The organism is Pseudomonas imrae, from assembly GCF_046352735.2.
Classification (GTDB): Bacteria; Pseudomonadota; Gammaproteobacteria; order Pseudomonadales; family Pseudomonadaceae; genus Aquipseudomonas; species Aquipseudomonas imrae.
In genome coordinates, this window is the sequence record NZ_CP110853.2 from 3,486,884 (window position 1) to 3,512,597 (window position 25,714).

At 55.6% G+C, this 25,714-nt stretch carries 28 protein-coding genes and 5 tRNA genes; 11 read left to right on the top strand and 22 right to left on the bottom strand.

Features of this window, described 5'->3' with window-relative positions:
- Nucleotides 1-53: 53 nt before the first annotated feature.
- Together OQ460_RS15555 and OQ460_RS15560 are read left to right on the top strand one after the other, a co-directional pair.
- On the top strand, nt 54-305 hold the full coding sequence (locus OQ460_RS15555) for a DUF1654 domain-containing protein (RefSeq protein WP_410018321.1): 252 nt from the start codon (nt 54-56) through the stop codon (nt 303-305).
- Between the two features lie 4 nt (nt 306-309).
- Entirely contained in the window at nt 310-999 is a 690-nt protein-coding gene (locus OQ460_RS15560; RefSeq protein ID WP_410018322.1) for an endonuclease, read from the top strand.
- Nucleotides 1,000-1,037: 38 nt separating this feature from the next.
- Here the strand turns inward: OQ460_RS15560 and OQ460_RS15565 are convergent, their stop codons facing one another.
- Nucleotides 1,038-1,418, bottom strand: coding sequence for an SPOR domain-containing protein (locus OQ460_RS15565; RefSeq protein WP_410018323.1), 381 nt, complete (start codon nt 1,416-1,418; stop codon nt 1,038-1,040).
- Between the two features lie 245 nt (nt 1,419-1,663).
- Here OQ460_RS15565 and csrA point away from each other — a divergent pair, with 245 nt between their 5' ends.
- Complete coding sequence (gene csrA, locus OQ460_RS15570; RefSeq protein ID WP_060838422.1) at nt 1,664-1,858, top strand: carbon storage regulator CsrA; 195 nt, start codon at nt 1,664-1,666, stop codon at nt 1,856-1,858.
- 101 nt (nt 1,859-1,959) lie between these two features.
- Here the strand turns inward: csrA and OQ460_RS15575 are convergent, their stop codons facing one another.
- The 7 genes from OQ460_RS15575 to OQ460_RS15605 form a co-directional block, all read right to left on the bottom strand.
- Nucleotides 1,960-2,418 carry a DUF2214 family protein gene (locus tag OQ460_RS15575; protein ID WP_410018324.1) on the bottom strand — a complete coding sequence of 153 codons (459 nt, stop codon included), beginning with the start codon at nt 2,416-2,418 and terminating at the stop codon, nt 1,960-1,962.
- A gap of 472 nt (nt 2,419-2,890) precedes the next feature.
- Nucleotides 2,891-3,571 (bottom strand): HAD-IA family hydrolase, encoded by a 681-nt coding sequence (locus OQ460_RS15580; RefSeq protein WP_410018325.1) that lies wholly within the window; start codon nt 3,569-3,571, stop codon nt 2,891-2,893.
- A 157-nt stretch (nt 3,572-3,728) separates the two neighbouring features.
- Nucleotides 3,729-4,376, bottom strand: coding sequence for a pyroglutamyl-peptidase I (gene pcp / locus OQ460_RS15585; protein WP_410018326.1), 648 nt, complete (start codon nt 4,374-4,376; stop codon nt 3,729-3,731).
- An 8-nt stretch (nt 4,377-4,384) separates the two neighbouring features.
- Entirely contained in the window at nt 4,385-5,335 is a 951-nt protein-coding gene (locus OQ460_RS15590) for a DUF979 domain-containing protein (protein ID WP_410018327.1), read from the bottom strand.
- A complete protein-coding gene (locus tag OQ460_RS15595) occupies nt 5,332-6,060 on the bottom strand; it encodes a DUF969 domain-containing protein (RefSeq protein WP_410018328.1) in 729 nt (242 codons plus the stop codon). The genes OQ460_RS15590 and OQ460_RS15595 overlap by 4 nt, the downstream gene beginning before the upstream one ends.
- 400 nt (nt 6,061-6,460) lie before the next feature.
- A complete protein-coding gene (locus tag OQ460_RS15600) occupies nt 6,461-6,778 on the bottom strand; it encodes a hypothetical protein (RefSeq protein ID WP_410022024.1) in 318 nt (105 codons plus the stop codon).
- A 493-nt stretch (nt 6,779-7,271) separates the two neighbouring features.
- Nucleotides 7,272-7,371, bottom strand: a tRNA-Val gene (locus OQ460_RS15605).
- Nucleotides 7,372-7,395: 24 nt separating this feature from the next.
- On the opposite strand from OQ460_RS15605, the gene OQ460_RS15610 reads away from it, so the two are divergent.
- From OQ460_RS15610 to OQ460_RS15620, 3 genes are all read left to right on the top strand, one after another.
- Nucleotides 7,396-8,352 carry a tyrosine-type recombinase/integrase gene (locus OQ460_RS15610; RefSeq protein WP_410018330.1) on the top strand — a complete coding sequence of 319 codons (957 nt, stop codon included), beginning with the start codon at nt 7,396-7,398 and terminating at the stop codon, nt 8,350-8,352.
- Nucleotides 8,353-9,026: 674 nt separating this feature from the next.
- Nucleotides 9,027-9,734, top strand: coding sequence for a hypothetical protein (locus OQ460_RS15615; RefSeq protein ID WP_410018331.1), 708 nt, complete (start codon nt 9,027-9,029; stop codon nt 9,732-9,734).
- 98 nt (nt 9,735-9,832) lie between these two features.
- Nucleotides 9,833-10,378 carry a hypothetical protein gene (locus OQ460_RS15620; protein ID WP_410018332.1) on the top strand — a complete coding sequence of 182 codons (546 nt, stop codon included), beginning with the start codon at nt 9,833-9,835 and terminating at the stop codon, nt 10,376-10,378.
- Between the two features lie 694 nt (nt 10,379-11,072).
- Here the strand turns inward: OQ460_RS15620 and OQ460_RS15625 are convergent.
- Nucleotides 11,073-11,378, bottom strand: coding sequence for a hypothetical protein (locus tag OQ460_RS15625; protein ID WP_410018333.1), 306 nt, complete (start codon nt 11,376-11,378; stop codon nt 11,073-11,075).
- A gap of 120 nt (nt 11,379-11,498) precedes the next feature.
- Between OQ460_RS15625 and OQ460_RS15630 the strand changes: the two genes are divergently transcribed.
- The 4 genes from OQ460_RS15630 to OQ460_RS15645 all read left to right on the top strand — a co-directional run bounded on the left by OQ460_RS15630 (nt 11,499) and on the right by OQ460_RS15645 (nt 14,457).
- Nucleotides 11,499-11,720, top strand: coding sequence for a helix-turn-helix domain-containing protein (locus tag OQ460_RS15630; protein WP_410018334.1), 222 nt, complete (start codon nt 11,499-11,501; stop codon nt 11,718-11,720).
- A 31-nt stretch (nt 11,721-11,751) separates the two neighbouring features.
- Nucleotides 11,752-12,561 carry a hypothetical protein gene (locus tag OQ460_RS15635; protein ID WP_410018335.1) on the top strand — a complete coding sequence of 270 codons (810 nt, stop codon included), beginning with the start codon at nt 11,752-11,754 and terminating at the stop codon, nt 12,559-12,561.
- A gap of 224 nt (nt 12,562-12,785) precedes the next feature.
- Nucleotides 12,786-13,397, top strand: a complete 612-nt coding sequence (locus tag OQ460_RS15640; RefSeq protein ID WP_410018336.1) for a recombinase family protein — start codon at nt 12,786-12,788, stop codon at nt 13,395-13,397.
- A gap of 343 nt (nt 13,398-13,740) precedes the next feature.
- Nucleotides 13,741-14,457 carry a hypothetical protein gene (locus OQ460_RS15645; RefSeq protein WP_410018337.1) on the top strand — a complete coding sequence of 239 codons (717 nt, stop codon included), beginning with the start codon at nt 13,741-13,743 and terminating at the stop codon, nt 14,455-14,457.
- Between the two features lie 296 nt (nt 14,458-14,753).
- Here the strand turns inward: OQ460_RS15645 and OQ460_RS15650 are convergent, their stop codons facing one another.
- Together OQ460_RS15650 and OQ460_RS15655 are read right to left on the bottom strand one after the other, a co-directional pair.
- Entirely contained in the window at nt 14,754-15,209 is a 456-nt protein-coding gene (locus OQ460_RS15650) for a hypothetical protein (RefSeq protein WP_410018338.1), read from the bottom strand.
- 203 nt (nt 15,210-15,412) lie between these two features.
- Nucleotides 15,413-15,489: transfer RNA gene (locus OQ460_RS15655), tRNA-Val, on the bottom strand.
- Nucleotides 15,490-15,672: 183 nt separating this feature from the next.
- Between OQ460_RS15655 and OQ460_RS15660 the strand changes: the two genes are divergently transcribed.
- The gene (locus tag OQ460_RS15660) at nt 15,673-16,956 is read left to right on the top strand and encodes an NAD(P)/FAD-dependent oxidoreductase (protein ID WP_410018339.1); all 1,284 of its coding nucleotides are present in this window, start codon (nt 15,673-15,675) and stop codon (nt 16,954-16,956) included.
- Between the two features lie 154 nt (nt 16,957-17,110).
- Here OQ460_RS15660 and OQ460_RS15665 read toward each other — a convergent pair.
- The 11 genes from OQ460_RS15665 to OQ460_RS15715 form a co-directional block, all read right to left on the bottom strand.
- Nucleotides 17,111-17,187 (bottom strand) — tRNA-Asp (locus tag OQ460_RS15665).
- A 105-nt stretch (nt 17,188-17,292) separates the two neighbouring features.
- Nucleotides 17,293-17,369, bottom strand: a tRNA-Asp gene (locus tag OQ460_RS15670).
- A 54-nt stretch (nt 17,370-17,423) separates the two neighbouring features.
- A tRNA-Val gene (locus tag OQ460_RS15675) sits at nt 17,424-17,499 on the bottom strand.
- A gap of 106 nt (nt 17,500-17,605) precedes the next feature.
- A complete protein-coding gene (locus OQ460_RS15680) occupies nt 17,606-18,385 on the bottom strand; it encodes an SDR family oxidoreductase (RefSeq protein ID WP_410018340.1) in 780 nt (259 codons plus the stop codon).
- Nucleotides 18,382-19,593 (bottom strand): O-succinylhomoserine sulfhydrylase, encoded by a 1,212-nt coding sequence (locus OQ460_RS15685; protein ID WP_410018341.1) that lies wholly within the window; start codon nt 19,591-19,593, stop codon nt 18,382-18,384. The genes OQ460_RS15680 and OQ460_RS15685 overlap by 4 nt, the downstream gene beginning before the upstream one ends.
- A 66-nt stretch (nt 19,594-19,659) precedes the next feature.
- A complete protein-coding gene (gene purF, locus OQ460_RS15690; protein WP_124363594.1) occupies nt 19,660-21,165 on the bottom strand; it encodes an amidophosphoribosyltransferase in 1,506 nt (501 codons plus the stop codon).
- A 41-nt stretch (nt 21,166-21,206) separates the two neighbouring features.
- Nucleotides 21,207-21,764 carry a CvpA family protein gene (locus tag OQ460_RS15695; protein WP_410018342.1) on the bottom strand — a complete coding sequence of 186 codons (558 nt, stop codon included), beginning with the start codon at nt 21,762-21,764 and terminating at the stop codon, nt 21,207-21,209.
- Nucleotides 21,765-21,944: 180 nt separating this feature from the next.
- Nucleotides 21,945-22,610, bottom strand: a complete 666-nt coding sequence (locus OQ460_RS15700; protein WP_410018343.1) for an SPOR domain-containing protein — start codon at nt 22,608-22,610, stop codon at nt 21,945-21,947.
- Nucleotides 22,594-23,901 carry a bifunctional tetrahydrofolate synthase/dihydrofolate synthase gene (folC, locus tag OQ460_RS15705; protein WP_410018344.1) on the bottom strand — a complete coding sequence of 436 codons (1,308 nt, stop codon included), beginning with the start codon at nt 23,899-23,901 and terminating at the stop codon, nt 22,594-22,596. Before folC ends, OQ460_RS15700 begins: the two co-directional genes overlap by 17 nt.
- The gene (gene accD / locus OQ460_RS15710) at nt 23,898-24,818 is read right to left on the bottom strand and encodes an acetyl-CoA carboxylase, carboxyltransferase subunit beta (RefSeq protein WP_410018345.1); all 921 of its coding nucleotides are present in this window, start codon (nt 24,816-24,818) and stop codon (nt 23,898-23,900) included. Before accD ends, folC begins: the two co-directional genes overlap by 4 nt.
- A gap of 245 nt (nt 24,819-25,063) precedes the next feature.
- Nucleotides 25,064-25,696 (bottom strand): phosphoribosylanthranilate isomerase, encoded by a 633-nt coding sequence (locus tag OQ460_RS15715; protein ID WP_410018346.1) that lies wholly within the window; start codon nt 25,694-25,696, stop codon nt 25,064-25,066.
- Nucleotides 25,697-25,714 lie beyond the last annotated feature (18 nt).

Consider the following 25,714-nt stretch of genomic DNA (forward strand, 5'->3'; position numbering starts at 1 on the left):
AATTTTCCCACAGTTAAATACTGTATGTTCGTACAGCCTAATAAGGATCACCCGTGGCCAAGCCCTCCTCTGCAGCAGCGACACCGCCGGACGCCTATGAACGCCTGGCGATCCGCGTGCAAAAAATCATAAATTCGACCAGCGCACAAAAAGCCAAGGCGGCCTTGATCTTTCGTTTACCGGACGAACCGGTGGAAGAATGGGAACGCCTACTGGAAGAAATTGCAGAAAACGACAACGTCACCCTCGCCTATCGCGATGACGGTGGAGTGCAAATTTTCTGGGTTGTGCCGAAGGAAGATTGATTCAATGAGTGTTCGTTTTACTGCGCTGCTCTGTCTGTTTTTTGCCGTCACCGTCCAAGCTCAAGCCCCACGCACCTTTAGTGAAGCCAAGAAAGTTGCCTGGAAGCTCTATGCCCCACAATCCACAGAGTTCTATTGCGGCTGCAAATACACGGGCAACCGGGTGAACCTGAAAGCCTGCGGTTATATTCCGCGCAAAAATGCCAAACGGGCGGCACGCATCGAATGGGAACACATTGTTCCCGCCTGGCAGATCGGCCATCAGCGCCAGTGCTGGCAAACCGGTGGACGCAAAAACTGCACTCGCACCGACAGCGTCTACAAACGCGCAGAAGCAGATCTGCACAACCTGGTGCCGAGCATAGGCGAGGTCAATGGTGATCGTAGCAACTTCAGCTTTGGCTGGCTGCCGGCACAAAGCGGGCAATACGGCTCCTGCCTGACGCAGGTGGACTTCAAGGCCAAGAAGGTCATGCCACGCCCTTCCATTCGCGGCATGATCGCCCGTACGTACTTCTATATGAGTAAACAATACGGGCTGCGATTGTCGAAACAGGACCGTCGACTGTATGAAGCCTGGAACAAGACCTATCCAGCACAGCCTTGGGAGCACCAGCGCAACCAAACCGTGGCGTGCGTGATGGGACGGGGCAATGAATTCGTCGGCCCGGTGAACCTGAAAGCCTGCGGTTGAATGCCAGCGGGATCAGGCAGATCCCGCCCGCCATCACATTACCGGGTGCGCTTGTGCTCGATCACGAGGGATTCGGCATCGGTTTTCTTCTTTTTTGCCAGCCGTTCGGTCAATTGAGCCTGCCGGGCCTCAGCCTCTGCCTTGCTAGCGAAGGGCCCCAATAACACCAGGTCCTTGCCATCTTCCTTGGCCAGGTAAAAACTGAAGCCGTTCTCCAGCAGCCAAGCGGTAAGGTCTGTCAGCGCCTGCAACTTGTCATCGGGCGAGCGTACCAGGACATCCCACTGCGGGGCGCTGACCGCTGCGTCCTGGGCTTGAACCCTGGCAGCTTCAGCCTTGTCTCTGGGGGTATCGAGATTGGGACCATCACCACAACCGGCCAATGCCAACACCGCAATCGCCATCGCTACTCTACGCACTGCCCTGCCCCTTTAGGATCAAAGAGGCAACTTTATCATTCACTGTCTATTCTGGCCGTCATAAACGTTGGCTTAAACATTGCGAATGATGTTTCGCAGACCTGTATGATGGCGCCATGGGAATTAATGCGGCCTCCATGCGTCTTATGAGGCAGCCACAGGGAAGCGCTTCACAGTAAGCTGTACACAACCGACATCCGCCCTGTCTGAAATATGTGTCCTTTAAAGCAATCAAGGAGAAGTCCATGCTGATACTCACCCGCAAAGTCGGTGAAAGCATAAATATCGGTGATGACATTACGATCACCATTCTGGGCGTTAGCGGCCAGCAAGTAAGAATCGGTATCAATGCACCCAAGAACGTAGCCGTGCATCGTGAAGAGATTTACCAGCGTATTCAGGCCGGCCTGACTGCTCCGGACAAACGCGAAACGCCTTGATGCTTCTCCAGTAGCCAGCCCTTTCGTTCACTGTAACGGCTGGCGAAAGCCCCTTGGTTTGCTTATGGCTTTGCGTGATTCGCGCAGCGCCACATCCAATGTCACCCAAAGTTGATACCTCGGGCCATGCCGCTAGCGGCGACGACCATCAGCAGCACCAGCAACGCCTGCAAATGACTGACTCGGGCAAAAAATCCCACCTTGCTCATATCCAGGCTCCGACCACGGGCCAGCGCAATCCGCCATTTGATCAGCCGGATCATCGGCGCGACTTCCAATAGCAGGATGAGAATCAGCATCCCCATCTTCAGATGAAACAAGGGTTGCTGCAGGTAGTACTCTCCCCCCTTCTCAAACCCGCCGAACCCACGTATCCCGCCTGTCAGCAACAGCAACAGCGCGCTGACGCCCCAGATATTGTCCGCCATCAGCACCTGTCGCACCTGTGCCGGCTCGGCACCGCCAAGGCCGCGAAATGCCGTGCCACGCGCCAATATCGCCGCAAAAGCCATGGCAAAGGCCAGCAGATGAACAGCCGCCAGAAACCAGTGAGTCAGCATGACCTGCGCCTCCCAAGCGAATAACAGGGCTGGACAGCCCGACGGACGCTCTCAGTATTGCCCAAACTTGTCATCGCGCTCACACATGAACGGAACTTGCTGCGCATTTGAAAGCCAAACGTCGTGAAAATGTAATAAAACCTTACAATGCATTGGGAGTGCGTTGATGGAGCAAGCCAGCAAACAGCCATACCTTTCCAGATCCTGGATAATTGCCCTGATGATCGGCCTGGTCTTCGTAGCAATCGGGTATGGCGTCAGGTTCGCAGTGGACGATAGGAGCACCGCGGGCGCCAAATCATGGTTGGATTTATCGCTGTTTCTATGCGTCTATTTGCTGTTTTTTTGCATCAAGCCCATTCAGACGGCTATCCAGCGAAAATTATGTCGACGGGCATTTCGCAATGCTCGCCAAACAGCGTCTTCATGCGACCCCAAACATAACGCGTGATGAAACGACGACCGCTTCCACTCATGCCACCTGACGGCGCAACAAACGCAAGCAACCTCCCTCGTCACGTTGCACCTGCACTTGCTCATAGCTATCAATCGTCGAATGCGTTGTCGTCATCGGCACCCGGTGCGCCGAAGTGACTACCATCACATTGGCACCCGACGCTTCACCAGCACAAATACCCACTGACGCATCCTCGAACACCAAGCATTGCGCCATCGGCACACCCAATCGCTGCGCACTCAACTGGTAGCAAGTCGGGTCCGGCTTGCCACGGACGACATCTTCAGCTGTCACCATCACCGCTGGAGGGACAATCCCCGCCGCCTGCAAGCGGCGCAAAGCCAAAGCCTTGGGTGCAGAGGTCACCACCGCCCACTGGTTCGCGGGCAAGCTTTTGAGAAATTCGACCGCTCCGGGGATTGCTACCACACCCTCCACATCTTCGATCTCGGCTTGGGTAATACCACGCGCCTCAGCCTGGGCATCAACTCCAGGCAAAGCCTGGCAAGTGATGGTGTCGATGGCTCGGGCGCCATGAATCGTAGTCAGGAACGCCTCGACGTCCAGCCCATGCCGCTTGGCCCAGGCCGCCCAAACCCGCTCAGCGGCGGCGATGGAGTTGAGAATGGTGCCGTCCATATCGAACAGAAATGCACGGTACCGATAATCGAATACGGTTGAGCTTTTGGCGGACACTGCTGGACTTCCCTTGCTGTCGTCACCCGGTCTTGGGTCTTGACGAACCACACGCCCGCTGCAATCTACGGATCGATCCGAGACTTGTAAATGCACGCAGGCCATCCACCTCACGTCGATCACAATATCGCCATGCCCCGCAAGGGCGCCGCCCGCACTAGCTGACCTGCCCACCCGTTTGCGCGATATCCGCCTGCGTGTGCCAGGCGGTCATCACCGCGACTCGCAACCCTTCGACCAACATCGCCAATGGCATTGAAGCCAGCCTCGGTACGCCATGTTCTAACTGCTCGGACAAGTAGGGCACATGAATGAACCCACTGCGCACGCCGGTTCCGGCAAGCGCATGCTGCAAGCAGTAAAACACTTGATTGCACACGAAGGTGCCGGCGGTCTGCGAGACGGACGCTGCAATACCAGCATCGCGCAGAGCCGCGACCATGGCCTTGATCGGTAGAGTGCTGAAATACGCGGCCGGGCCATCCGGCACCACCGGCGTGTCGATAGGTTGTTCACCCAGGTTATCCGCGATCCGTGCGTCGTTGATATTGATCGCGACCCGTTCGATAGAAATATCGCTACGCCCGGGCCCCAGTCCGGTGGCAATCACCAGATCTGGAGCATGCTTGAGCAGCAACTGGTTCAGACCCACCCCAGCAGTTGCGAAAGCACAAGGTAACTGGCGGGCGACGATCCGTATCTCGTCGCCCAACGGCACGCCATCAAGCAGGCGCACCGCTTCCCAGGAGGGGTTGATCACGTCTTGGTCAAACGGCTCGAAAGCAGTCAGCAGCACAGTACGCATCACGGGACTCACATCAGCAGGTAAAGAAGGACGATATTGACCAGCAGCATCATCAACGCCGTTGGCATCTGCGCTTTGATTACCGCGTTCTTGTCGGGCAACTCGAGCAGCGCCGCGGGCACGATATTGAAGTTTGCCGCCATCGGCGTCATCAGCGTACCGCAGTATCCGGAGAACATACCGATCGCCGCCATTACCGCCGGGTTACCTCCATAGATACCCACCAGCACCGGCACGCCGACACCACCGGTCATCACCGGGAATGCAGCGAAGCCATTCCCCATGATCACCGTGAACAGCGCCATGCCCAGCACATAGACCATTACCGCCACCAACTTGAAATCCAGGTTGATGTAGGTGGTAGTGATGTGCGCCACGGCAGTGCCCACCCCTGCCTCGTTGAACAGCAGCCCTAGCATCGCCAGCATCTGCGGCAACACCATCGCCCAACCAAGCGCCTCCGTCAGGCGCCGGGATTCACGCAATGCCTGTACCGGCGTGTCACGGGTCAGCCAGCAGGCCAGCGCCAAGGCGATCAGGCAGCCCAGGCCCAGCGACACAAACGTGGTGTTCTTCGGGTCCAGCAACGGCACGCCGCCGACCTCGGTATGCTTGAGTAGCACCGAGCCAATCACGGTAGTCAGCGGAATCGCCAACGCCGGGATAAACAGTTTGTGCCCCAACCGACCGGCGCTGGCCCGGGAGGCCTTGTCATGCAACTCGGCATGGGCACCACGACCTACGCCGCCAAGGCCGGCAATAATCGCCATCAGCACTATGCCCACGCCGATGACTACCGAAGGCAGGCGCTCGCCTACCAGGAACGGAATGGCAAACAACAACCAGAACAACGCGCTGGACCAGCGCTTGGGATGAGTGCGGTCAGCCAGGATCATGCCGGCGGTGATCAGCAACAGCACACCGGCCAGCCAGTACAGGTATTGGATGGAAATAATCATTGCGCGACCTCCGCCTTCTGGACGGCAACCGGCTCGGCGGCGGTCAACTCTCGTGTCAGCCTTCGATCAAAGCGATGCAGGCGTATGGCGTGGATGATAAAGGCGCAGATCGCAGTAGGAATGCCCCAGACGGCAATATGCAACGGCTCGACATCGATACCCGAACCCAGCAAGAAGGTGTGCATCAACGCAATCGCACCAAAGGCGACAAAAATATCTTCACCAAAAAACAGACCGACGTTGTCAGTGGCCGCACACATGGCCAGAACTTTGTGACGCACCTTGTCCGGCAATTTCCCGAACCGCTTTTCAGCCGCCCCCTCGGCCATCGGCGCCAGCAGTGGGCGCACCATCTGCGGATGCCCGCCAAGGCTGGTAAGCCCCATAGCCGCAGTGGATTCGCGAACGAACAGGTAGATGATCAACAGGCGCCCGACTGTCGCTTTCTCGAAACGAGCGATCCAATTCTGCGCGTGCAATCGCAAGCCGTGGCGTTCGAGCAAGCCAATGACAGCGAGCGGCAGCAACAGGATCAACTGCAAGGCACGAGTCTGGAGGAAACCATCACCCATCGTGGCAAGGATTTTTTCCAGGGGAAAGCTGGCGGCAAAACCGGTGGCGATCGCCGCCGCAGTCACCACAAGCAACGGATTGAAGCGCAACACAAAGCCGACCACAATAACGAGCACGCCAATTAGCGGCCAGAGGTTCACAACAGTTTGCATGGCGTTGAGTCCTTGATTGCGTGCTGCGAGGCCAACTCACGCATGGCAATTGGCTTGCAACCCGACACGGATTTTTATTATTGACCTTGAAGGTCGAGAGTCAGTGGCGGGCATCTTTGCTGCTGGAAGCGTGGGGTGTCCAACAAGAAAAATTGTTGCTGCAAATCAATAAAGTTTGTGAGGGGATGGGCTGGCAGGGTCAACGGAATGGCGATTCGATCCGAGCTATCGGCCGAACCAAGGCCAAACTACCCAAAAACCAATATTGCTGGCTTTTGTGAAGCTGCTTGTCAAAGATTGATGCTGCAGTGCTCTCAACTGAGGCGTGGCATTTTGTAAGAGCATGCAGACAGCTTTAATCATCCGGCCCGACACTTGAGTGCCGGGCCAGAAAGTACATCTACAGTAAAACCGTGGAAAGCATTCCTAAAGCTCCAAGGCAAAACCCGATCAGCGCGCCTCGCCCAGGCACCTCATTGAACAAGGCCCAGACCACGACAGGTTCAAGCAGCAATAACGAGGTAACGGAAACAACCGTGACAATCCAAATGTCGCCGACTGCACGATATCCCAGCCAATAGGCCCCTAGCAGACAGAAACCAGCAAAGCACATTAGCGCCAAAGGCATGATAAACGCCTGCCATGAGCCATCGCCAACTTGAGCCAGCTTAGCTGTCACCACCTCACTGTAGATTGCACAAAACTCACCAAGCACCATCAACCCTAAAGCAGAAACTCCGAGTAATTCTTTGGACATATCAAAAACTCCTTCGTATTCAGCGCAATATTTTTCAGCTCCCAGCTAGCTACACCGCTACCCAGGGCTTTGTTGCAGTGATACGAAGCAGCCTTGAACAGGCCTGAATTACCGAAGTGCTTTTCCATGCTCATGTCCTTCATAAGGTATGAATCTCAGCGAGCAAATATGCGCTCGCTTCGATCATACGTTCCCTTGATCACCCTGAACAACCAGCGCCACAACGGCCTATCACGTAGCTTGGCAAAAAGTAGTCGCGGCCTTTCAGGTTCCGCACGCGCCTTGAATTCGGATTGGATTTGAGATCACCTGGATGCGACCCCGACGCTTACATGAAAGTGAAGGCGAGTTGGCATTTGGGGTGGATTTTGCGAAGAATCGAAAATCGCAGCAACAAAAAAGGGCCCACCTTTCGGTGAGCCCTTCTAGACCGCCCAGCAGAGCGGATTTTGTTTGGTAGGCGCGATTGGACTCGAACCAACGACCCCCACCATGTCAAGGTCTGCTAGGAGCAAGCTCCTAGCCCTGCTGCTCTTGGATTTCACAGAACGCCCATTCACATCAATGAGGCGTCAACAATGGCCAATTTCCGCTTACTTCCGTCCGGCAACTGGAATGCTCAGGTACGGGTTAAAGGCAAACCTCCCCAATCTAAAACTTTCAGCACCAAGACCGAAGCAGAGTCATGGGCGAAACAGATCGAAGCCGTGACGATGGATCGCAAGCACCACACCATCTATACGCTGGGCATGATGTACTGTGAAACGATGCTCAAAGGCAAAGGCAGCTACGACCATGCACTGAAAATCGTGGAGCATCTGGGAAGGCAATTCCCCCAGCCCATTCACGAAATCACACCACAAATGATCAATGACTTCAAAATCATGCGATTGAAGACAGTGAGGCCGTCCACGTGCAGGACGCAGCTTGCATTCATGTCCCGCTTCTACAGGTTCGCCAAGCGCGGCCTATTGATCGACATTCACAACCCTGTGAGTGATATCGCACTTCCAAAACCTGATCGGTCTTCTGACAAGGTCATACGTGCGAGTGAGCTTGAACGCCTGCTCGCGAAACTCTCACCAACCATGAAGCTGATTGTTGAACTGGCATATGAGACTGCCATGCGGCGATCTGAAATCCTGAAACTGACGAAAGACTGCCTACACCTCAAAGACCGTATTGCTGATGTGATCGACGGGAAGAATGGCACACGGTCAGTTCCCCTCACCCACCGAGCGGTTGAGATTCTTGAACTCGCCCAGCTGTTGGCCACAGTGGAACGCCATCCACATGGAGTGATCTTCACTGTCACACCACACGCGGTATCTCAAGCTGTGCGTCTGGCACGTGTAAAGGCCGGACTTGATAGCAGCGTCAAACTGCACCAACTCAGGCACACCCGAATTACCAACGTGGCGAAGAAGGGATTCAATAACGCACAGATAATGATCGTCTCAGGGCACAGGGATACTCGATCTGTAGCTAGATACTCCCATCTAAATGTCAGGGATGTGTTGCATTTAATCGACTGATCAAACTGAAGGCAGCCATGGCAATTTGGAGTACGGCTGCCTCACCCCGCTCACTCCGCTATTGCATTTACGATTTTCTTGGTGAGTTATATAACTAGTTAGATACAGAAACCCTTCGAATACCTGCAAATAACCCAACCAAAACGCGTAGCCATTGCTCACATTTTGAACACCAATGCGTCCTCGACCTAGTGTTTACTGGCTCATATGGACGTATGGGCTAAGCAGGACGCTCTCTCTACCTTGAAAACTGATTTATGCACGACGGATGGTGCTAGAGAGCTCAGAATGATTATCGCCCGAGCCAACCCCCAATCACATCTAGACTTAGATTGCAACAACTTCTTGACAGACAGCCGAAAGCCTGTAGAATAAGCAAGCTACCTAGGTAGACAGACAAATTAGAAACCTCTACGCGACCATGGTGCGAACAAATCGCCCAGAAATCGCAGGAGGTTTTTTAACGCCTGAATTTTGGCTGACCACCACCTGACGGTCATAGCAAATCATGAGAAGCCCCATGACAAACGCAATCCAAACAGCACCAACATTGAGGTCAACGACATCGAATAGCTGAGTTCCTGCTCCTCCGTAGCGAGAAGAATGACGAGCCCGATGCCGACCAATGTGTCGGTTTTTTATTGCCCATTTTTCAACTGAACGGAGGTAACAACATGCAACAACACAGCATCAATGACATCACCAGAACTATCCGCGTACACCCTTGCGTAGCAGGACACCATCTCGACTACACCCTCGGGGAGGAGCTTCCACTCTTCGCACCGCCAAAGGATGAACGGTTGACCTACGGCTTTGGCTACAACTCTGGGCGCCGTCGTAAAGCCATGGGAATGCCCTTCTTCAAAACAGGGAAGGGAACGCCCTACAAAACTTGGCACAACATGATGCGGCGAGCTTACGCCCCCAAAAAGCGCCCTGCTTATGAGGATTGCAGTGTCTGTAGAAAGTGGTGGGACTATCAGGAGTTCGCAGCTTGGTACTCCGTACAACCATATGCTTTTGAGGATGACGCGGAGCTGGACAAAGACATTCTGGATCAACTGAACACCGTGTACTCACCTGAGCATTGCTCGGTAGTTCCGAAGCTGATCAATCAGATTTTTAGGAACACCCGAAGTCGTCGCGGAAGGCTGCCCATCGGGGTGTCAGTGGCGCCAAGCGGAGTCGGATTTGTGTCTTCGCTGTCGATGCTCGGCAAGCGTGTCGAACTGGGAAAATTCAGTGATATTTCTGACGCTTTCAAAGCCTACCAGTCGGCTCATAGTGATTATTGCATCGAGCTCGCAGAGAAGTACGAAGGCCAGATTGATGAGCGCGTGATCCAGAGACTAAGGACCTGCTCCCGCCACATCCGGGACTGATTCAGGTCCACCCAAGTACCACCGCAGGCCGACGCCTGCGGCAACCACTACTAACGAGGCACACGCCTATGAAATGAACTTGAATACAGGAGAAAACCATGTCGCACTCATTCGTTTTAAATTTGATCCCCGCAATTGAAGATGTTGCACCGAAGAACCCACGGGGTGCCGGTCGCAAACGCGTATCTACAGTCAACCCAATTGCACATATCGCTGGCGAGCTGACTTGCGCCAAGCCTGCGTGGTTGGCTGACATTGTCTTTGGCAGTTGCCTGACCTCCGCTAGACAGTCACAGAACGTCTGTAATGTTTCCATGAACGAAGTGCTGGGTGCTTTGCACCTCAGGGAGTTCACCGTGCAGGCTGTAATGGCAACCGGAGTAGCAAAGCGAAAGGCTGAGCGTATTATCAAAGCGGCTCGACACGCGGCTCATGGAATTCATTCTTACCTGCTGCGACGACCTGAGCTACTGCGGTACTATGAGGACGCTTATAAGGTTGAATCCAGTCTTGCCTATTCCCACGTGGCTCTCGTGCCCTGCAAGCCGTTTCGGGAGGTGCCAGAACATATTGCAGCCCTGCGTCTGGCTGGGGATTACTTAGCCTACGGCGAGGCTCTGAGAGCATTCCGCAAGGGATGTTAATTAACGTCGAAAAGGAAAAGACTATTTCCAGTGGCGAAAGTGCTCAGCATCAGACCGCACCAACTCTGTGACCAGAACACTCAAGCTGGTCATAGTTGATCATTTTTTAATTAACGTCGGAAAGAGAGAGCGTCTGAATGGAATAACCCATTTCATAGGCAATAGTCGTATCGTCCCGATTCTGGATCAGCACTCCATCAATACAATGAGATCAACACACATCGCTTTTGATTCTCATTTACTCGCATGCGGAGCATCTAGTAGATGATCAATGTAAGCGGTGCTTACGAGGTGTCCTCTACTTGTAAAGCTGGGGATGAATGATAATAAATATCATCCCCTACCCTTCCAAGGCTTGCCGCCTTGACGTGCGTCCAACCAAGCGCAGCTTGAGAAGAATTCAATCGTTAGCTTGCGCTAACCACGCCGCACCAAGAAGAAGATCGAGAGCTGGATTTGTGTAGGAATTTTTATTGGCACTCTACTCGACCGTCAGGTCGGGAGTGATCCGCCGTTACAGAGTCGGCCCGTTGAAAGCTCATCGCTTTCGGTGCGAATAAATTAGCGAAGCTGGCTCAGAGTATCCCGCTCAAAGCTCCGCTTAGGTGTGCGACAGCTTCTCGAAGTGGAGGTTAACGGCCTGTTATGGCTGACCTACTAGTGCCGATGTAGGGGTCTGAATGACCGGCAACCACTACCGATAATAGAAGTACAACCCTACAACAACGATTGCAAATATCACCTTCCAGTGAAAGGCGTCGTCGTCAGCATTGTCTGCTTCGTTCTGTTTGAAGGTATCGGAGTCACTCAACCCGTCAACCTTGTATTGGACAATCCTGTCAATCTGCCTGTCGATCTTCTTGTTATGGCTGCTGTTCATTGAAATAACGACCAACCAGACGATGAGCCATACCCCCAGCGTTGGAATGCATAGCAGCAGGTGCAGGACATGGTTTGTGGTCCGCTTCCGGCTAGTGAGGACGAAGAGCTGTTCGTTCATGGCTTACCCTTTCTACGTGTTATTGGTTGCCCTAGTGGGGCTTGCAAGCACAATTGTATCATCTAGTGTGTCATCATTCAGTGTGTTCACGATCAGGATACATCCGACCATCATTTGGGGATGCAACCAAATCAAAATCTTAGAAAAGGCTTCGGCCAACGAATCCGAGAGCTTCGCAGCAGTCAGGGCTTCAGTCAGGAAGCTTTCGCTGATAAGTGCGGCTTCGTTCGGACATACATGTCTCGTATTGAGACTGGCACGGCCAACCCCAGCCTAGATGCGGCCAAGGTGCTTGCTAATGGACTGGGAATGACGCTGTCAGAACTGCTACAAGGCCTATAACAACCTTCTCCTGCACAACAAGGACCTGTCTATGGCAAAGAAGGGCAAGAAAAAGCGCAAGCAAGGTCAGGACAAAATTCCACGGGACCTCTACGTCTACGGGCAAGTGAAAGAGAACGTCTCATCACTTACGTTGGAATATGATCCTACGACCCAGCAACTGCATATCCCTGAAATCGATCCAAGCAGCATTCGTCGCCAGATCACTCATAAACGAGAGAGTAAAGACGATAAGGTCCTCTATTCTGCCCCAGCCAATGACTTCTCGATGTCTCTGGGCGATTTTGCTGAGCTGAAGACACGCTTCGATTACCTGATGGCTGTTGACACAAATACGCTTACAGAGATTCATCAAGGCTATCGGGTGAGCGTTTGTAGCATCTACGTGGTGAAGGAGCCTCTACACTCGCTTGGAGCCGAAATCCGTTACGACCACCATGCTAGCTACATCATCTTGAATACGGATCATGAAGCCAAGAGTGAGCCCATCGGATGGCATCTAGCGATCGCTCGGAGTCTCGATCCACTGTTCTTGCAAAGCTGTAAAATCGGGATGATCGTGGATAGTGAGCTGGGCAAGCACCTTGACATCAACTCTGGCAGGGAGCCGTATTATGGTGAAAGCTACCTGCCGCCAAGCCTGAGGTTTTTGTACGCCTCCAGCGATAAGTCAGCGACGTATGCAAACGACATGATTCGCCTCTGTGATAACGCTGCCACGATGGTGCTCGATGAGTTCAAGCGTATTGGTATTGCTGATGTGCTCAGACATAAGCCAATCGAGGTTGGGACGGCGCTGTGCTTTCCAGTGATCTCCACCCATCCAGATGAAATCCTTTGATAGCCCCCCTAAAAAACGGATCGTGGCTTCGAGCAAATTACTGAAACCTTCAATCGCGACTGATCAACCTACTCTGATGCCACGTCACGAATATACCTTTTTGGGTATACATCAGCGAACACGCCCTGATGGTCGCTTGCAGGTGTACCGAATAACTCAATAGACAACCCTAACGAGCACAGGCACAATCGCTACACCCAAAACGGTACAAGGCATTCAACATCATGTTCATCCGTGCTTACCTTCGCGCTTCGACAGACTCACAAGACGCCAGTCGTGCCAAGGACTCCCTGATCCAGTTCGCTGCTGACAACGGTCATAAGATCGCTGCCTTCTACGTTGAGAACGAATCGGGAACCAAGCTCGACCGTGTTGAACTCTTCCGCTTGCTGGACGATAGCCACGACGGCGACGTACTGCTGATTGAGCAGGTGGATAGGCTGTCCCGTTTGTCTCCCGATGATTGGATAAGCCTGAAGGCCATCATAGCGGCCAAGAAAGTCACGGTGGTGTCTCTCGACTTGGCTACCAGTCATGCCGCATTGAAGCCCGCCCAAGGTCAGGATGAATTCACTAAAGGCATGATCACTGCTGTGAACGGGATGCTACTCGATATGCTCGCTGTGGTTGCACGCAAGGACTATGACGACCGCCGCCGCCGTCAGGCTGAGGGTATTGAGAAGGCAAAGGTCAGAGAGGTGTACAAGGGGCGGCAGGTCGATCAGGCACTTCACGGCCGAATCAAGGAATGTCTCGATGCTGGCAAGAGTATCCGCAAGACCGCCGAGATTGTTCAGTGTGCGGTGTCCACGGTGCAGCGAGTGAAGGCCGGGTAACAGCATTGGTGCTTGCCATGCCCCTGCTTTGATCGGGGGCGACAGAAACTGACTGCTCTAACTTATTTCATAATCAAGAGCTATTCCTATTTGACGTATCGCCCCCTGCTTGGCGATTCGGATAGAGCCGACAGCTTATTTCCCCTGCTGCTGTATCAAGTGCATATCGAAGCGCACCGGAAATTTTGGCGGGGGATATAGGGAAGGTACTAGAAAAACAGGTCCGCTTTTCACCATGGATACTGATGCTCTGCCAACGATCTGCCCGCTAGACATCTGGACAACCGTCAAAGCACACTGCCACCATAGGGTCACATCAAGACCAGTAAGGCAAGGATAGAAAATGCGGATACCACAAGAAATTTTAGAGCAGATAAAGGACGACCCGACAACCGGAGCAATTGCAGCCTGCGAGTTTGTAGAGGAAGAGTTCAATAATGGCAATTCGTGGGTACCATCCGACGAAGAACTCCTATTTGAAATTTACGCCCTATTATTCAGTTTGAAGGAAGCAGGGCGAATCTCATATCTTCAAGATGCCCCAGATCTAAAAGCCTCCTTTCCAAATATTTGTGTACGCATTAGTCAGTTCGTAGATGGCGTCAAAGAACAATTACAATCTCAGCGTCGAGACCAGACTAACGAACGCAGGCTCGACAACTTTAAAAATCACTTCTCTCTTGCCCTCAGCAATACGTTTGGCTACGAGTTTACGGATGGAGATTTAAAGCGTATTCGGGCATTAATTAATGAGTTACGCGAACTGATAACCGATAATACCGAACTAGATGAAGACCACAAACGCCGTTTACTGAAACGCTTGGAAAAGATGCAGTCGGAAATCCACAAAAAGGTATCTGACCTTAATGCTTTCTACGGTCTTGCGGTCGAAGCAAGCGTAGTTCTCAAAAAAGTAGGTGAGAACGCCAAGCCGATAGTGGATCGGATAAAAGAACTGACCGGTATATCTTGGAATACGCAAGCACGTGCTGAAAATTTGCCGTCTGGAACAGAACCACCAATGCTTGAAAATGATGCCACCCCACGAGCGATTGAGTGACTACATTTTCAAATCATGCAGGAAGCAATGGCAATGAAAGACATCGTGATTACCGTAGTGAATTTCTTCGCTTGGCTAGGGATCGTTGTGGCAACGGTAGTGGGCTATTTTGCAATGAGGGCAACTACGAGCACATCGGAGCATTAATAGGCTTTGCTGTTGGCTGCCTAGGCCCCGGAGTGTGGTTTGTACTCTCACAATCCACCCAAAATATTCAGACAATCCGAGACATTGCCGTTAAGCAGTCTCAAGGGTGATTTATGATCCGATAGCTAGTAGCTATCGGATACGCCTAGCTAGTCTTCGTAACTGGTCTTGATACCAAGTTGCTGGCGTATCACCGTCAACGCGTCATATACGTATCGGGCATGATCAGGTTTTGCACTATTGTATGCTGGGCTTGCCTCCCACTCTCTCGCGCTCACATTTAGCGAATAGGCGATGTGGTTCAGACTTCGCGCTGCTAGGGTAACTCCGGTTTTTTTGGGTAACCGGAAGAACAGTCTCGCTGCACGATAGAACATGATCGTGGCAGCAGCAGAGACTATCTCTGCCGAATGATCAGATAATTTTCCCGACAACTCGTCATCGACGGCTGCGTTGGTAATCTTGGCTTGATGCCTAAGAATCGTATTAGAAAGCCGAGCTAGTGCGGCTCTGAAGGCTTGTATGGGTTCAATCACCATTTTGAGTAGATATTGTCCGATTAGGAAAACAACAACTCCGATCAGCGTCGGGATTACAAAACTCATGGATATCCCTCAATGGAAGCTAGGCATTTCGCAAGCCATGTTACCGACCGCTGTAGCTGGGCGCCATCACGTCATCGGCATTCACATTGCTCAGTGTGAACGAACCCTATATTTTGTGAACGTTCTGCATGAAACCCAAAGCACAAAAAAGGGCCCACCTTTCGGTGAGCCCTTCTAGACCGCCCAGCAGAGCGGATTTTGTTTGGTAGGCGCGATTGGACTCGAACCAACGACCCCCACCATGTCAAGGTGGTGCTCTAACCAACTGAGCTACGTGCCTGCTGTGAGGCGGCATTCTACGGAATTCCCAGGGGGTGTCAACACCTTTTTTGCAGCTAAGCCTATGAATATGCGTATTTTTTATTTCTTGGCGGTGCGACGTGATTTTTGGGTGGCTGGCAGCGGATTTTCAACTCAGGTAGGATCGGCGCACTCGTAAAAAATATAAAACAGAGGTTCCAGGATGGCGAACACCCCCTACCCCCAATCGTATTACGCCGCGTCCGCCAATGCGGCTCATCCTCGGCCCGCCCTGGAAGGCGAAGTGGAAACCGATGTATGCGTGATCGGCGCTGGCTATACCGGACTTTCCAGTGCGCTGTTTCTACTGGAAAACGGTTTTCGCGTGACCGTACTGGAGGCCGCTAAAGTCGGCTTTGGCGCCTCGGGTCGCAATGGCGGGCAGATCGTCAACAGCTACAGCCGCGATATCGATGTGATAGAGCGCAGCGTCGGCCCTGGACAGGCACAGTTACTGGGGCAGATGGCGTTTGAAGGTGGCAGGATCATTCGGGAGCGGGTAGCCAAATATCAGATCCAGTGCGACCTGAAGGATGGCGGCGTGTTTGCTGCGCTCAACAGCAAGCACATGGGCCACCTGGAGTCACAGAAGCGCCTGTGGGAGCGCTACGGACACGCGCAGCTTGAGTTGCTGGACGAACGGCGCATCCGCGAAGTAGTGGCTTGCGACAACTATGTCGGCGGCCTGCTCGACATGAGCGGCGGACATATCCACCCACTCAACCTGGCCCTGGGTGAAGCTACGGCCGTTGAATCCCTCGGCGGCACAATCTACGAACAGTCGGCGGCAGTGCGCATCGAGCGCGGCGCCAATCCGGTGGTGCATACAGCCCAGGGCAAAGTCAGGGCCAAGTTCATCATCGTCGCGGGTAATGCGTACCTGGGCAACCTGGTGCCCGAACTGGCGGCCAAGTCCATGCCGTGCGGCACACAAGTGATTACCACCGCACCGTTGGGAGATGAGCTGGCCAAGACCCTGTTACCGCAGGACTATTGTGTCGAAGACTGTAATTACCTACTCGACTACTACCGCCTGACCAGCGATAAACGCCTCATCTTCGGCGGAGGCGTAGTGTATGGGGCACGTGACCCGGCGAACATTGAAGCGATCATCCGACCGAAGATGCTCAAGGCTTGCCCGCAGTTGAAGGACGTGGGGATCGACTACGCCTGGACAGGCAATTTCCTACTGACCCTGTCGCGCCTGCCTCAGGTCGGTCGCCTGGGAGACAATATCTATTACTCCCAAGGCTGCAGCGGTCATGGTGTGACGTATACCCACCTGGCAGGCAAGGTACTGGCGGAGGCCCTGAGAGGCCAGGCAGAACGTTTTGATGCGTTTGCCGACCTGCCACATTACCCATTCCCGGGCGGGCAACTCCTGCGCACGCCATTTGCGGCAATGGGAGCCTGGTATTACGGGCTACGGGACAAGCTGGGCTTCTGAGGAAACAGCTGGAGCCGGATCATCGGCCCCAGCTGATTATCAAATCGCAGAAACAAAAAACCCCGGTCTTTCGACCAGGGTTTTTGCTATCGGATCAAAGAAGCCAACGGCTTTCTTTGTGCTTCAAGGCGTTCAGTGGGCCTTGAGACAGATATGGCGCAGCGGACGGGACTCGAACCCGCGACCCCCGGCGTGACAGGCCGGTATTCTAACCGACTGAACTACCGCTGCGTATCGCTCAGACTGCTGAAGCATTAGCTTCAACCGCCTTCAAACATCTGACTGACCAGCCTTGGCTGTTCAATCTCAAACCCGAAAATTCGGGCCTGGAAAATATGGCGCAGCGGACGGGACTCGAACCCGCGACCCCCGGCGTGACAGGCCGGTATTCTAACCGACTGAACTACCGCTGCGCGTCGGTGCAACTTTAACGTTGCGTCTTGCCCAAAGGCAAAACTCTCAAGAAGTGGTGGGTGATGACGGGATCGAACCGCCGACCCTCTGCTTGTAAGGCAGATGCTCTCCCAGCTGAGCTAATCACCCTTTGCTTCGTTGAGGCCGCGAAATTTACGCAGGTAGCGGACCTAAGTCAATAGCCTGCTTGAAGTTTTTCAGAAAAAGACAAAACAGCTCAAGACCGCTATCTGCACTACTCGCTATAAACCATCTTCTTGCTCATACCACCGTCCACGACAAACTCTTGCCCGGTGACAAATCCGGCCTGGCGCGACAGCAACCAAGCCACCATCGCCGCCACATCCTCCACGGTACCAACCCGACCAGCGGGATGCTGGGCATGATCCGCCTCAGTCAATGGCTCGGCACGCCTGGCAGCAAGGTCACGGGCATCGATCCAGCCAGGGCTGACGGCGTTGACCCGAACCTCGGGACCCAGGCTCATCGCCAACGCATGAGTCAGTGCCAGCAGCCCCCCCTTGCTGGCCGCATAAGCCTCGGTATCCGGCTCCGATTGCCTAGCCCGAGTCGAGGCCAGGTTGACGATGGCACCGCCATGGGCGCGCAAATACGGGGCGCAATGCTTGGCCAACAACATCGGGCCGCCAAGATTCACCGCCAGCACACGATTCCAGTGAGCCAGGTCCAGGCTTTCCAGGGTGATATTGCGCGGATCAGCCACGGCAGCGTTGCACACCAGAGCATCCAGGCGACCGAACTGGCCAAGCACTTCGGCAACGCCGAGAGCGACCTGCTGCTCATCAGCCACGTCCATGGTAATAAACCAGGCATTGTCACCCAGCACCTTGGACACCTTGGCGCCGCGCTCACGGTCCAGATCCGTCAACACCACCTGCCAGCCTTCGCTGATCAACCAGGCCGCAATGCCCAGGCCGATGCCGCGCGCCGCTCCGGTCACCAGGGCGACCCGACCATTGCTCGCCCCACCCGCCTCTCTGGACCACTCGATCACAAGGCAGCCAGCCCGCGAGCCAGGTCAGCCTGCAAATCGGCTACGTCCTCCAGGCCCACTGCGACGCGAATCAGACTGTCCCGGATACCGGCTGCCTCACGCTCTTGTGGCGCCAGGCGACCATGGGAAGTAGTACTAGGATGGGTGATGGTGGTTTTACTGTCGCCCAGGTTGGCAGTGATAGAGATCAAACGCGTGGCATCGATAAAGCGCCAGGCCCCCTCTTTGCCGCCCCGGACCTCAAAGCTCACCACCGCCCCGAAGCCGCGCTGCTGGCGCTGGGCCAACTCGTGCTGCGGGTGGCTTTTCAGGCCGGCGTAATGGACCTTCTCGATACCGTCCTGCTGCTCCAGCCACTCGGCCAGCGCCTGGGCGTTGGCGCAATGGGCCTTCATCCGCAGGCTCAGGGTTTCCAGGCCCTTGAGGAAGATCCAGGCATTGAACGGGCTCAATGTCGGCCCTGCAGTGCGTAAGAATCCCACCACTTCCTTCATTTGCTCGCTGCGGCCGGCAACCACGCCGCCCATGCAGCGCCCCTGGCCGTCGATGAACTTGGTCGCCGAATGCACCACGATATCGGCACCCAGCTTCAACGGCTGTTGCAATGCCGGCGTGCAGAAGCAGTTATCAACTACCAGCATTGCACCTTTGGCGTGAGCGACTTGCGCCAGGGCGGCGATGTCTACCAGTTCAGCCAGCGGATTGGACGGCGATTCGACAAACAGCAGCCTGGTGTTGGCCTTGATGGCCGCATCCCAGCCCGACAGATCCACCAACGGCACGTAGTCGACTTCGATGCCGAAACGCTTGAAGTACTTCTCGAACAGACTGATGGTTGAGCCAAACACGCTGCGTGACACCAATACGTGATCGCCGGCACTGCACAGGCTCATGACCACCGCGAGGATGGCCGCCATGCCCGTCGCCGTGGCGACAGCCTGCTCAGCCCCTTCCAGCGCGGCGATACGCTCTTCGAATGCGCGCACAGTCGGGTTGGTGTAGCGGGAGTAGACATTGCCCGGGACTTCCCCGGCAAAACGCGCAGCAGCATCTGCCGCCGTGCGGAACACATAGCTGGAAGTGAAAAACATTGGATCACCGTGCTCACCTTCCGGCGTACGGTGCTGTCCGGCACGCACAGCCAGGGTATCGAAAGCCACGCCATCGAGGTCGCTGTCCAACCGACCGGCATCCCATTCCTGACTCATGCTGCCACTCCTCAACTCAATTCTTTATTTAAGATACAAAACCGGCCCCTCAGGGCCGGTATCTACTCAGTTGTTGTACAGATCGATGATCGCGCTGACCGCCTGGGTCTTGATCTTGGAAGAGTCGTTACGCGCCTGCTCGATCTTGTTCAGGTAAGCCTCGTCGACGTCACCGGTCACGTACTTGCCATCGAAGACGGCACAATCGAACTGGTCGATCTTGATCTTGCCGCCACCGACCGCTTCGATCAAGTCCGGAAGGTCCTGGTAGATCAGCCAGTCGGCACCGATCAGGTCGGCGACATCCTGGGTCGAACGATTGTGAGCGATCAGCTCATGAGCGCTCGGCATGTCGATGCCGTAGACGTTCGGGTAGCGAACGGCAGGCGCTGCGGAACAGAAGTACACGTTCTTCGCACCGGCTTCGCGGGCCATCTGGATGATTTGCTTGCACGTGGTACCACGCACGATGGAGTCGTCCACCAGCATCACGTTCTTGCCACGGAACTCCAACTCGATCGCATTGAGCTTCTGGCGCACCGACTTCTTGCGAGCCGCCTGGCCCGGCATGATGAAAGTCCGGCCGATGTAACGGTTCTTGACGAAGCCTTCACGGAACTTGACGCCCAAGTGGTTGGCCAGCTCCAGTGCAGCCGTACGGCTGGTGTCGGGGATCGGGATGACCACATCGATGTCGTGCTCAGGACGCTCGCGCAGGATCTTCTCGGCCAGCTTCTCGCCCATGCGCAGACGCGCCTTGTACACCGAAACGCCATCGATGATCGAGTCCGGACGCGCCAGGTAGACGTGTTCGAAGATGCACGGGGTGAGTTTCGGCGCTACAGCGCACTGACGGGTGTGCAGCTTGCCATCCTCAGTGATGTAAACCGCTTCGCCCGGCGCCAGGTCGCGGATCAGGGTGAAACCCAGCACATCCAGGGACACGCTTTCGGAGGCAATCATGTACTCGACGCCTTCGTCGGTGTGACGCTGGCCGAACACGATAGGACGGATGCCGTGCGGGTCGCGGAAGCCGACGATGCCGTAACCGGTGATCATTGCCACGACCGCATAGCCGCCGACGCAACGGTTGTGCACGTCGATCACTGCCGCGAACACATCTTCTTCGGTCGGCTGCAACTTGCCGCGCTGGGCCAGTTCGTGGGCAAACACGTTGAGCAGCACTTCCGAGTCGGAGCTGGTGTTGACGTGACGCAAATCAGATTCGTAAATCTCCTTGGCCAACTGCTCGACATTGGTCAAGTTACCGTTATGCGCCAACGTGATGCCATACGGCGAGTTGACGTAAAACGGTTGAGCTTCGGCCGAGGTCGAGCTACCAGCGGTCGGGTAACGCACATGGCCAATGCCCATGTGCCCGACTAGGCGCTGCATATGACGCTGATGAAACACGTCACGTACCAGACCATTGTCCTTGCGCAGGAATAACCGGCCGTCGTGGCTGGTCACAATACCGGCAGCGTCCTGGCCGCGGTGCTGGAGGACGGTTAGCGCGTCATACAGCGCCTGATTGACGTTCGACTTACCGACGATACCGACGATGCCACACATGCGACGCAACCCCTACTTAATGAATCTTGACTGAACACAGCTTACTCGGGCGTGTTGCCTGGCAAGAAATGCTCCTTGAACGGAATATCAGCGGGTACGCTGACTCCGCTGGCCAGCCACTGACTGCTCCACCCCAATATGAGGTTCTTGGACCAGTCTGCAACCAATAGAAATTTTGGCACGAGACTCGACTCCTGCCACCATGAATCCTGCTGTACCGGGCCCAGGCTCAAAAGCCCGACCGCAACGACCACCAGCAACGCGCCACGCGCCGCGCCGAAGGCCATGCCGAGAAATCGATCGGTCCCGGAGAGGCCGGTGACACGTATCAATTCGCCGATAAGATAATTGACCATTGCTCCCACCAGCAGCGTGGCGATGAACATGATGGCGCAGCCCGCGATAACGCGCGCCGAAGGTGTTTCGATGTATCCGGCAAGGTACACGGCCAGGGAGCCGCCGAACATCCAGGCTACGACTCCTGCGACGACCCAGGTCAGCAACGACAACGCTTCTTTTACGAAGCCGCGACTTAGACTGATCAAAGCGGAGATGGCGACGATTGCAACGATCGCCCAGTCAACCCAGGTAAATGGCACAGTGCAGCCTACAGACGGATAAGGCGGCGCATTTTAGCAGAGCGCCGGGCTATCGGTAAGCTGTGATTGTCGGTGCCTTGTAAATCAGTAGCTTGTGACGAGCCTGGGCCATTTAAAGAACCTCAGAAACCAATGTGGGAGCGGGCAAGCCCGCTCCCACATTCAGATCGTATTGCCTGCTCAGCCGCGCTCGGGCTGGAACCGGGTGACGAACCCTTTCAGGTTTTGCTGGCGGCCCAGCAAGTCACGCAAACGATCAGCCTCGGCCCGCTCGATCAGGGGTCCGACAAATACCCGGTTCTTGCCGTCGACCGTACGGATATAGGCGTTATAGCCCTGGCTACGCAGTTTTTTCTGCAAGGCTTCGGCACTTTCCCGATTGGACAGACTGGCGAGCTGCACAGACCAACTGATCGGCAGGCCATTGGGATCAATGCGGCTTTGCCCGACTTCCGGCTTGCCTGGCGCAGCAGGCTGCGGAGCCACGGGCTTGGGTGCTGGAGCCGGCGTTGCTGGCTTGGCCGCAACCGCTGGTGCAGCAAGTACAGGGGCAGGCTCCACTACCGGAGCACTAGGCTGGACCGGCATCGACGGCGCCTGCTGCTCGGCGATCTCTTCGTCGGTCGGCACAGGTTCCTGCGGCAACGCCTGAGGCTCAGGCACCACCACAGGCTCGACCTGAACCTGGGGCACGGTGGGCACCTGAGGGGCGGACGGTGCGTCGACGACGACCTGGCGTTGTTCATCCTGACGGGAAAACAACATCGGCAGGAAGATCACCGCCAATGCCACCAGCACCAGGGCTCCAACCATTCGCTGCTTATATGCGCTATCCAGTAATGCCATGTGCAGCTTCCTCCGTGGAGCGCCGGGCCAACCATTCAAGCGCCTCGGCAACACAATAAAATGATCCGAACAACAGAATCTCGTCCTCGGCCGTTGCAACCGCGCACTGCGCCTCCAATGCAGCGGATACGCTGGCATGGGACGTCACCGACGCGCCAAGGTTCTGTAGTGCTACCTGCAAATCAACGGCAGGACGACTGCGACTGGTGTCCAATGGCGCCACCGCCCAAGCCTGGACATGGCCCAACAACGGCGCAACCACGCCACTTAAATCCTTGTCGACCAACAGCCCGAACACCGCCAGACGCCGGCCCACAGGCGGCATGCGCGCCAGACGTTGCGCCAGGTACTCGGCCGCATGCGGGTTATGCCCCACATCCAACAGCAGGTTCAAGCGTTTGCCATTGCATTCGAAAACGCGACGATCCAGGCGCCCCACCACCTGCGTACCCAGCAAGGTAGCGCCAATCTGCTCGGCATTCCACGGCAGATCAAGCAGCAGGTAGGCTTGCAGGGCGAGCGCAGCGTTTTCCATCGGCAGATTGAGCAGCGCGAGATCGCGCAACTCTACCGTCTGGCCGCGCGCGTCACGCCCGCGCCATTGCCAATGCTGATCGCCGATTTCGAGATTGAAATCACGCCCACGCTGGAAGAACGGGCAGTCCAGCTCACGCACCTTGTCCAGCAAAGTGTACGGCGGGTCGAGATCACCACACAGGGCGGGCTTGCCCCGACGGAAGATTCCGGCCTTCTCGTAAGCCACGGACTCACGGGTATCACCAAGATAGTCCACGTGATCGACACCGATGCTAGTCACCAGCGCCAGGTCTGCGTCCACGACATTTACTGTATCCAGGCGCCCACCGAGACCGACCTCCAGCACTACCGCATCCAACTGCGCACGCTCGAACAGCCAGAACGCCGCCAGAGTGCCCATTTCGAAATACGTAAGGGAAGTCTCGCCACGCCCAGCTTCAAGCGCGGCAAACGCTTCACACAGTTGCTCATCACTGGCTTCGACGCCATTGAGCTGCACCCGCTCGTTGTAACGCAGCAAATGCGGCGAGCTATAAACACCGACTTTCAGCCCCTGGGCCTGCATCAACGCCGCGACAAAGGCACAAGTAGAACCTTTACCGTTGGTGCCGGTGACTGTGATCACCCGCGGCGCTGGCTTGCCCAACCCAAGGCGGGCCGCTACCTGTTGCGAGCGCTCCAGCCCCATGTCGATGGCCGACGGATGCAACTGCTCAAGGTAGGCTAGCCATTCGCCGAGGGTACGCTGGGTCATAGGTTTGCTGGGACCGGCGGAACCACGATTGGCTCAACAGTCGGCGCAACGTACACCGGCGTCGGCAAGCCCATCATTTGCGCCAGCAGGTTGCCCAGGCGCGGACGCAGTTCGGAACGGGCGATAATCATGTCGATCGCGCCGTGCTCCAGCAGAAATTCGCTGCGCTGGAAGCCTTCCGGCAGTTTTTCGCGCACGGTTTGCTCGATCACACGTGGGCCGGCAAAACCGATCAGTGCCTTGGGCTCGCCAACGATCACGTCACCCAGCATTGCCAGGCTGGCGGAAACGCCGCCGTAGACCGGGTCGGTCAATACCGAGATGAATGGGATGCCCTCTTCACGCAAACGCGCCAGCACTGCGGAGGTCTTGGCCATTTGCATCAGCGAGATCAACGCTTCCTGCATCCGCGCACCACCGGAAGCGGCGAAGCAGATCATTGGGCAACGGTTTTCCAGGGCGTAGTTGGCGGCACGCACGAAGCGCTCACCCACAATGGCGCCCATGGAACCACCCATGAAGGAGAACTCAAACGCCGACACCACGACGGGCATACCCAATAGCTTGCCACTGACGGAAATCAACGCATCCTTCTCACCGGTCTGCTTTTGCGCAGCCGTCAGGCGGTCCTTGTACTTCTTGCCATCACGGAACTTGAGACGATCCACCGGCTCCAGGTCAGCGCCCAGCTCGGCACGACCATCGGCGTCGAGGAAAATGTCGATACGGGCACGGGCGCCGATACGCATGTGGTGGTTGCACTTGGGGCAAACGTCCAAGGTCTTTTCCAGCTCGGGACGGTACAACACAGCGTCGCAGGAAGGGCACTTATGCCAAAGACCTTCAGGAACCGAGCTTTTCTTCACCTCGGAACGCATGATCGAGGGGATCAGTTTGTCTACTAACCAGTTGCTCATGCTTTCTTTCTCCAGTACCGGTGGCTTGAACACAGCCCCGCGTATGCCCTTGAGCTAAATTCATTGATGTGGCGATGACAGAATCAGGACGGGGTCAGACGTTCGACCAGCCATTTCCTGAATCTGCCCTCAGCCTTCCAGACAACCCGCCAGCGCGTGGTTGCCACTTCATTCCGCGCCGCCCCAAGGCAGCGCCGGCCTGTTTTACACAGTGGTAGTTACTGACGGCGGCAACCTGCCAGCCGTCACATCAAGCCACTGCTGCTGCGCACTGCCTGCATGAATGCGTGAATCTTGCCTGAATCCTTGATGCCCTTGCCCTGCTCCACCCCGCCACTGACGTCGACGGCGTAGGGGAGAACCTGGGCAATGGCCTGCGCCACATTGTCGGCAGACAGACCGCCAGCCAGGATGATTGGCTTGCCCAGCCCCCTGGGGATCAACGACCAATCGAATGATTCCCCAGTGCCACCCGGAATACCTTCGACATACGCGTCGAGCAAAATCCCACTGGCCCCGGTGTACGCCGCACAGCTGGCGGCAATATCGTCACCGGCCCTGACCCGCAGGGCCTTGATATATGGACGGTGATAGCCCTCGCACTGATCAGGGGTTTCGTCGCCGTGAAACTGCAACATGTCCAGCGGCACGGCATCAAGGGTCTCATTGAGTTCACAGGCGCTGGCGTTAACGAAAAGCCCCACGGTGGTCACGAACGGCGGCAGGCCGGCAATAATCGCCCGCGCTTGCTGGGCCGTAACCGCCCGCGGGCTTTTGGCATAGAACACGAAGCCAATGGCATCGGCGCCCGCCTCAACCGCAGCCAGCGCGTCTTCCATGCGGGTAATCCCGCAAATCTTGCTGCGAACGGCTGACATGTTGTGGGAACCTCAGGG

Coding starts and splice junctions, on each gene's coding strand:
- OQ460_RS15560 (WP_410018322.1), top strand. CDS start 310: ATGAGTGTTCGTTTTACTGCGCTGCTCTGTCTGTTTTTTGCCGTCACC.
- csrA (WP_060838422.1), top strand. CDS start 1,664: ATGCTGATACTCACCCGCAAAGTCGGTGAAAGCATAAATATCGGTGAT.
- OQ460_RS15575 (WP_410018324.1), bottom strand. CDS start 2,418: ATGCTGACTCACTGGTTTCTGGCGGCTGTTCATCTGCTGGCCTTTGCC.
- pcp (WP_410018326.1), bottom strand. CDS start 4,376: ATGCGTACTGTGCTGCTGACTGCTTTCGAGCCGTTTGACCAAGACGTG.
- OQ460_RS15590 (WP_410018327.1), bottom strand. CDS start 5,335: ATGATTATTTCCATCCAATACCTGTACTGGCTGGCCGGTGTGCTGTTG.
- OQ460_RS15595 (WP_410018328.1), bottom strand. CDS start 6,060: ATGCAAACTGTTGTGAACCTCTGGCCGCTAATTGGCGTGCTCGTTATT.
- OQ460_RS15600 (WP_410022024.1), bottom strand. CDS start 6,778: ATGGTGCTTGGTGAGTTTTGTGCAATCTACAGTGAGGTGGTGACAGCT.
- OQ460_RS15610 (WP_410018330.1), top strand. CDS start 7,396: ATGGCCAATTTCCGCTTACTTCCGTCCGGCAACTGGAATGCTCAGGTA.
- OQ460_RS15615 (WP_410018331.1), top strand. CDS start 9,027: ATGCAACAACACAGCATCAATGACATCACCAGAACTATCCGCGTACAC.
- OQ460_RS15620 (WP_410018332.1), top strand. CDS start 9,833: ATGTCGCACTCATTCGTTTTAAATTTGATCCCCGCAATTGAAGATGTT.
- OQ460_RS15625 (WP_410018333.1), bottom strand. CDS start 11,378: ATGAACGAACAGCTCTTCGTCCTCACTAGCCGGAAGCGGACCACAAAC.
- OQ460_RS15630 (WP_410018334.1), top strand. CDS start 11,499: ATGCAACCAAATCAAAATCTTAGAAAAGGCTTCGGCCAACGAATCCGA.
- OQ460_RS15635 (WP_410018335.1), top strand. CDS start 11,752: ATGGCAAAGAAGGGCAAGAAAAAGCGCAAGCAAGGTCAGGACAAAATT.
- OQ460_RS15640 (WP_410018336.1), top strand. CDS start 12,786: ATGTTCATCCGTGCTTACCTTCGCGCTTCGACAGACTCACAAGACGCC.
- OQ460_RS15645 (WP_410018337.1), top strand. CDS start 13,741: ATGCGGATACCACAAGAAATTTTAGAGCAGATAAAGGACGACCCGACA.
- OQ460_RS15650 (WP_410018338.1), bottom strand. CDS start 15,209: ATGAGTTTTGTAATCCCGACGCTGATCGGAGTTGTTGTTTTCCTAATC.
- OQ460_RS15660 (WP_410018339.1), top strand. CDS start 15,673: ATGGCGAACACCCCCTACCCCCAATCGTATTACGCCGCGTCCGCCAAT.
- OQ460_RS15685 (WP_410018341.1), bottom strand. CDS start 19,593: ATGAGTCAGGAATGGGATGCCGGTCGGTTGGACAGCGACCTCGATGGC.
- purF (WP_124363594.1), bottom strand. CDS start 21,165: ATGTGTGGCATCGTCGGTATCGTCGGTAAGTCGAACGTCAATCAGGCG.
- OQ460_RS15700 (WP_410018343.1), bottom strand. CDS start 22,610: ATGGCATTACTGGATAGCGCATATAAGCAGCGAATGGTTGGAGCCCTG.
- folC (WP_410018344.1), bottom strand. CDS start 23,901: ATGACCCAGCGTACCCTCGGCGAATGGCTAGCCTACCTTGAGCAGTTG.
- accD (WP_410018345.1), bottom strand. CDS start 24,818: ATGAGCAACTGGTTAGTAGACAAACTGATCCCCTCGATCATGCGTTCC.
- OQ460_RS15715 (WP_410018346.1), bottom strand. CDS start 25,696: ATGTCAGCCGTTCGCAGCAAGATTTGCGGGATTACCCGCATGGAAGAC.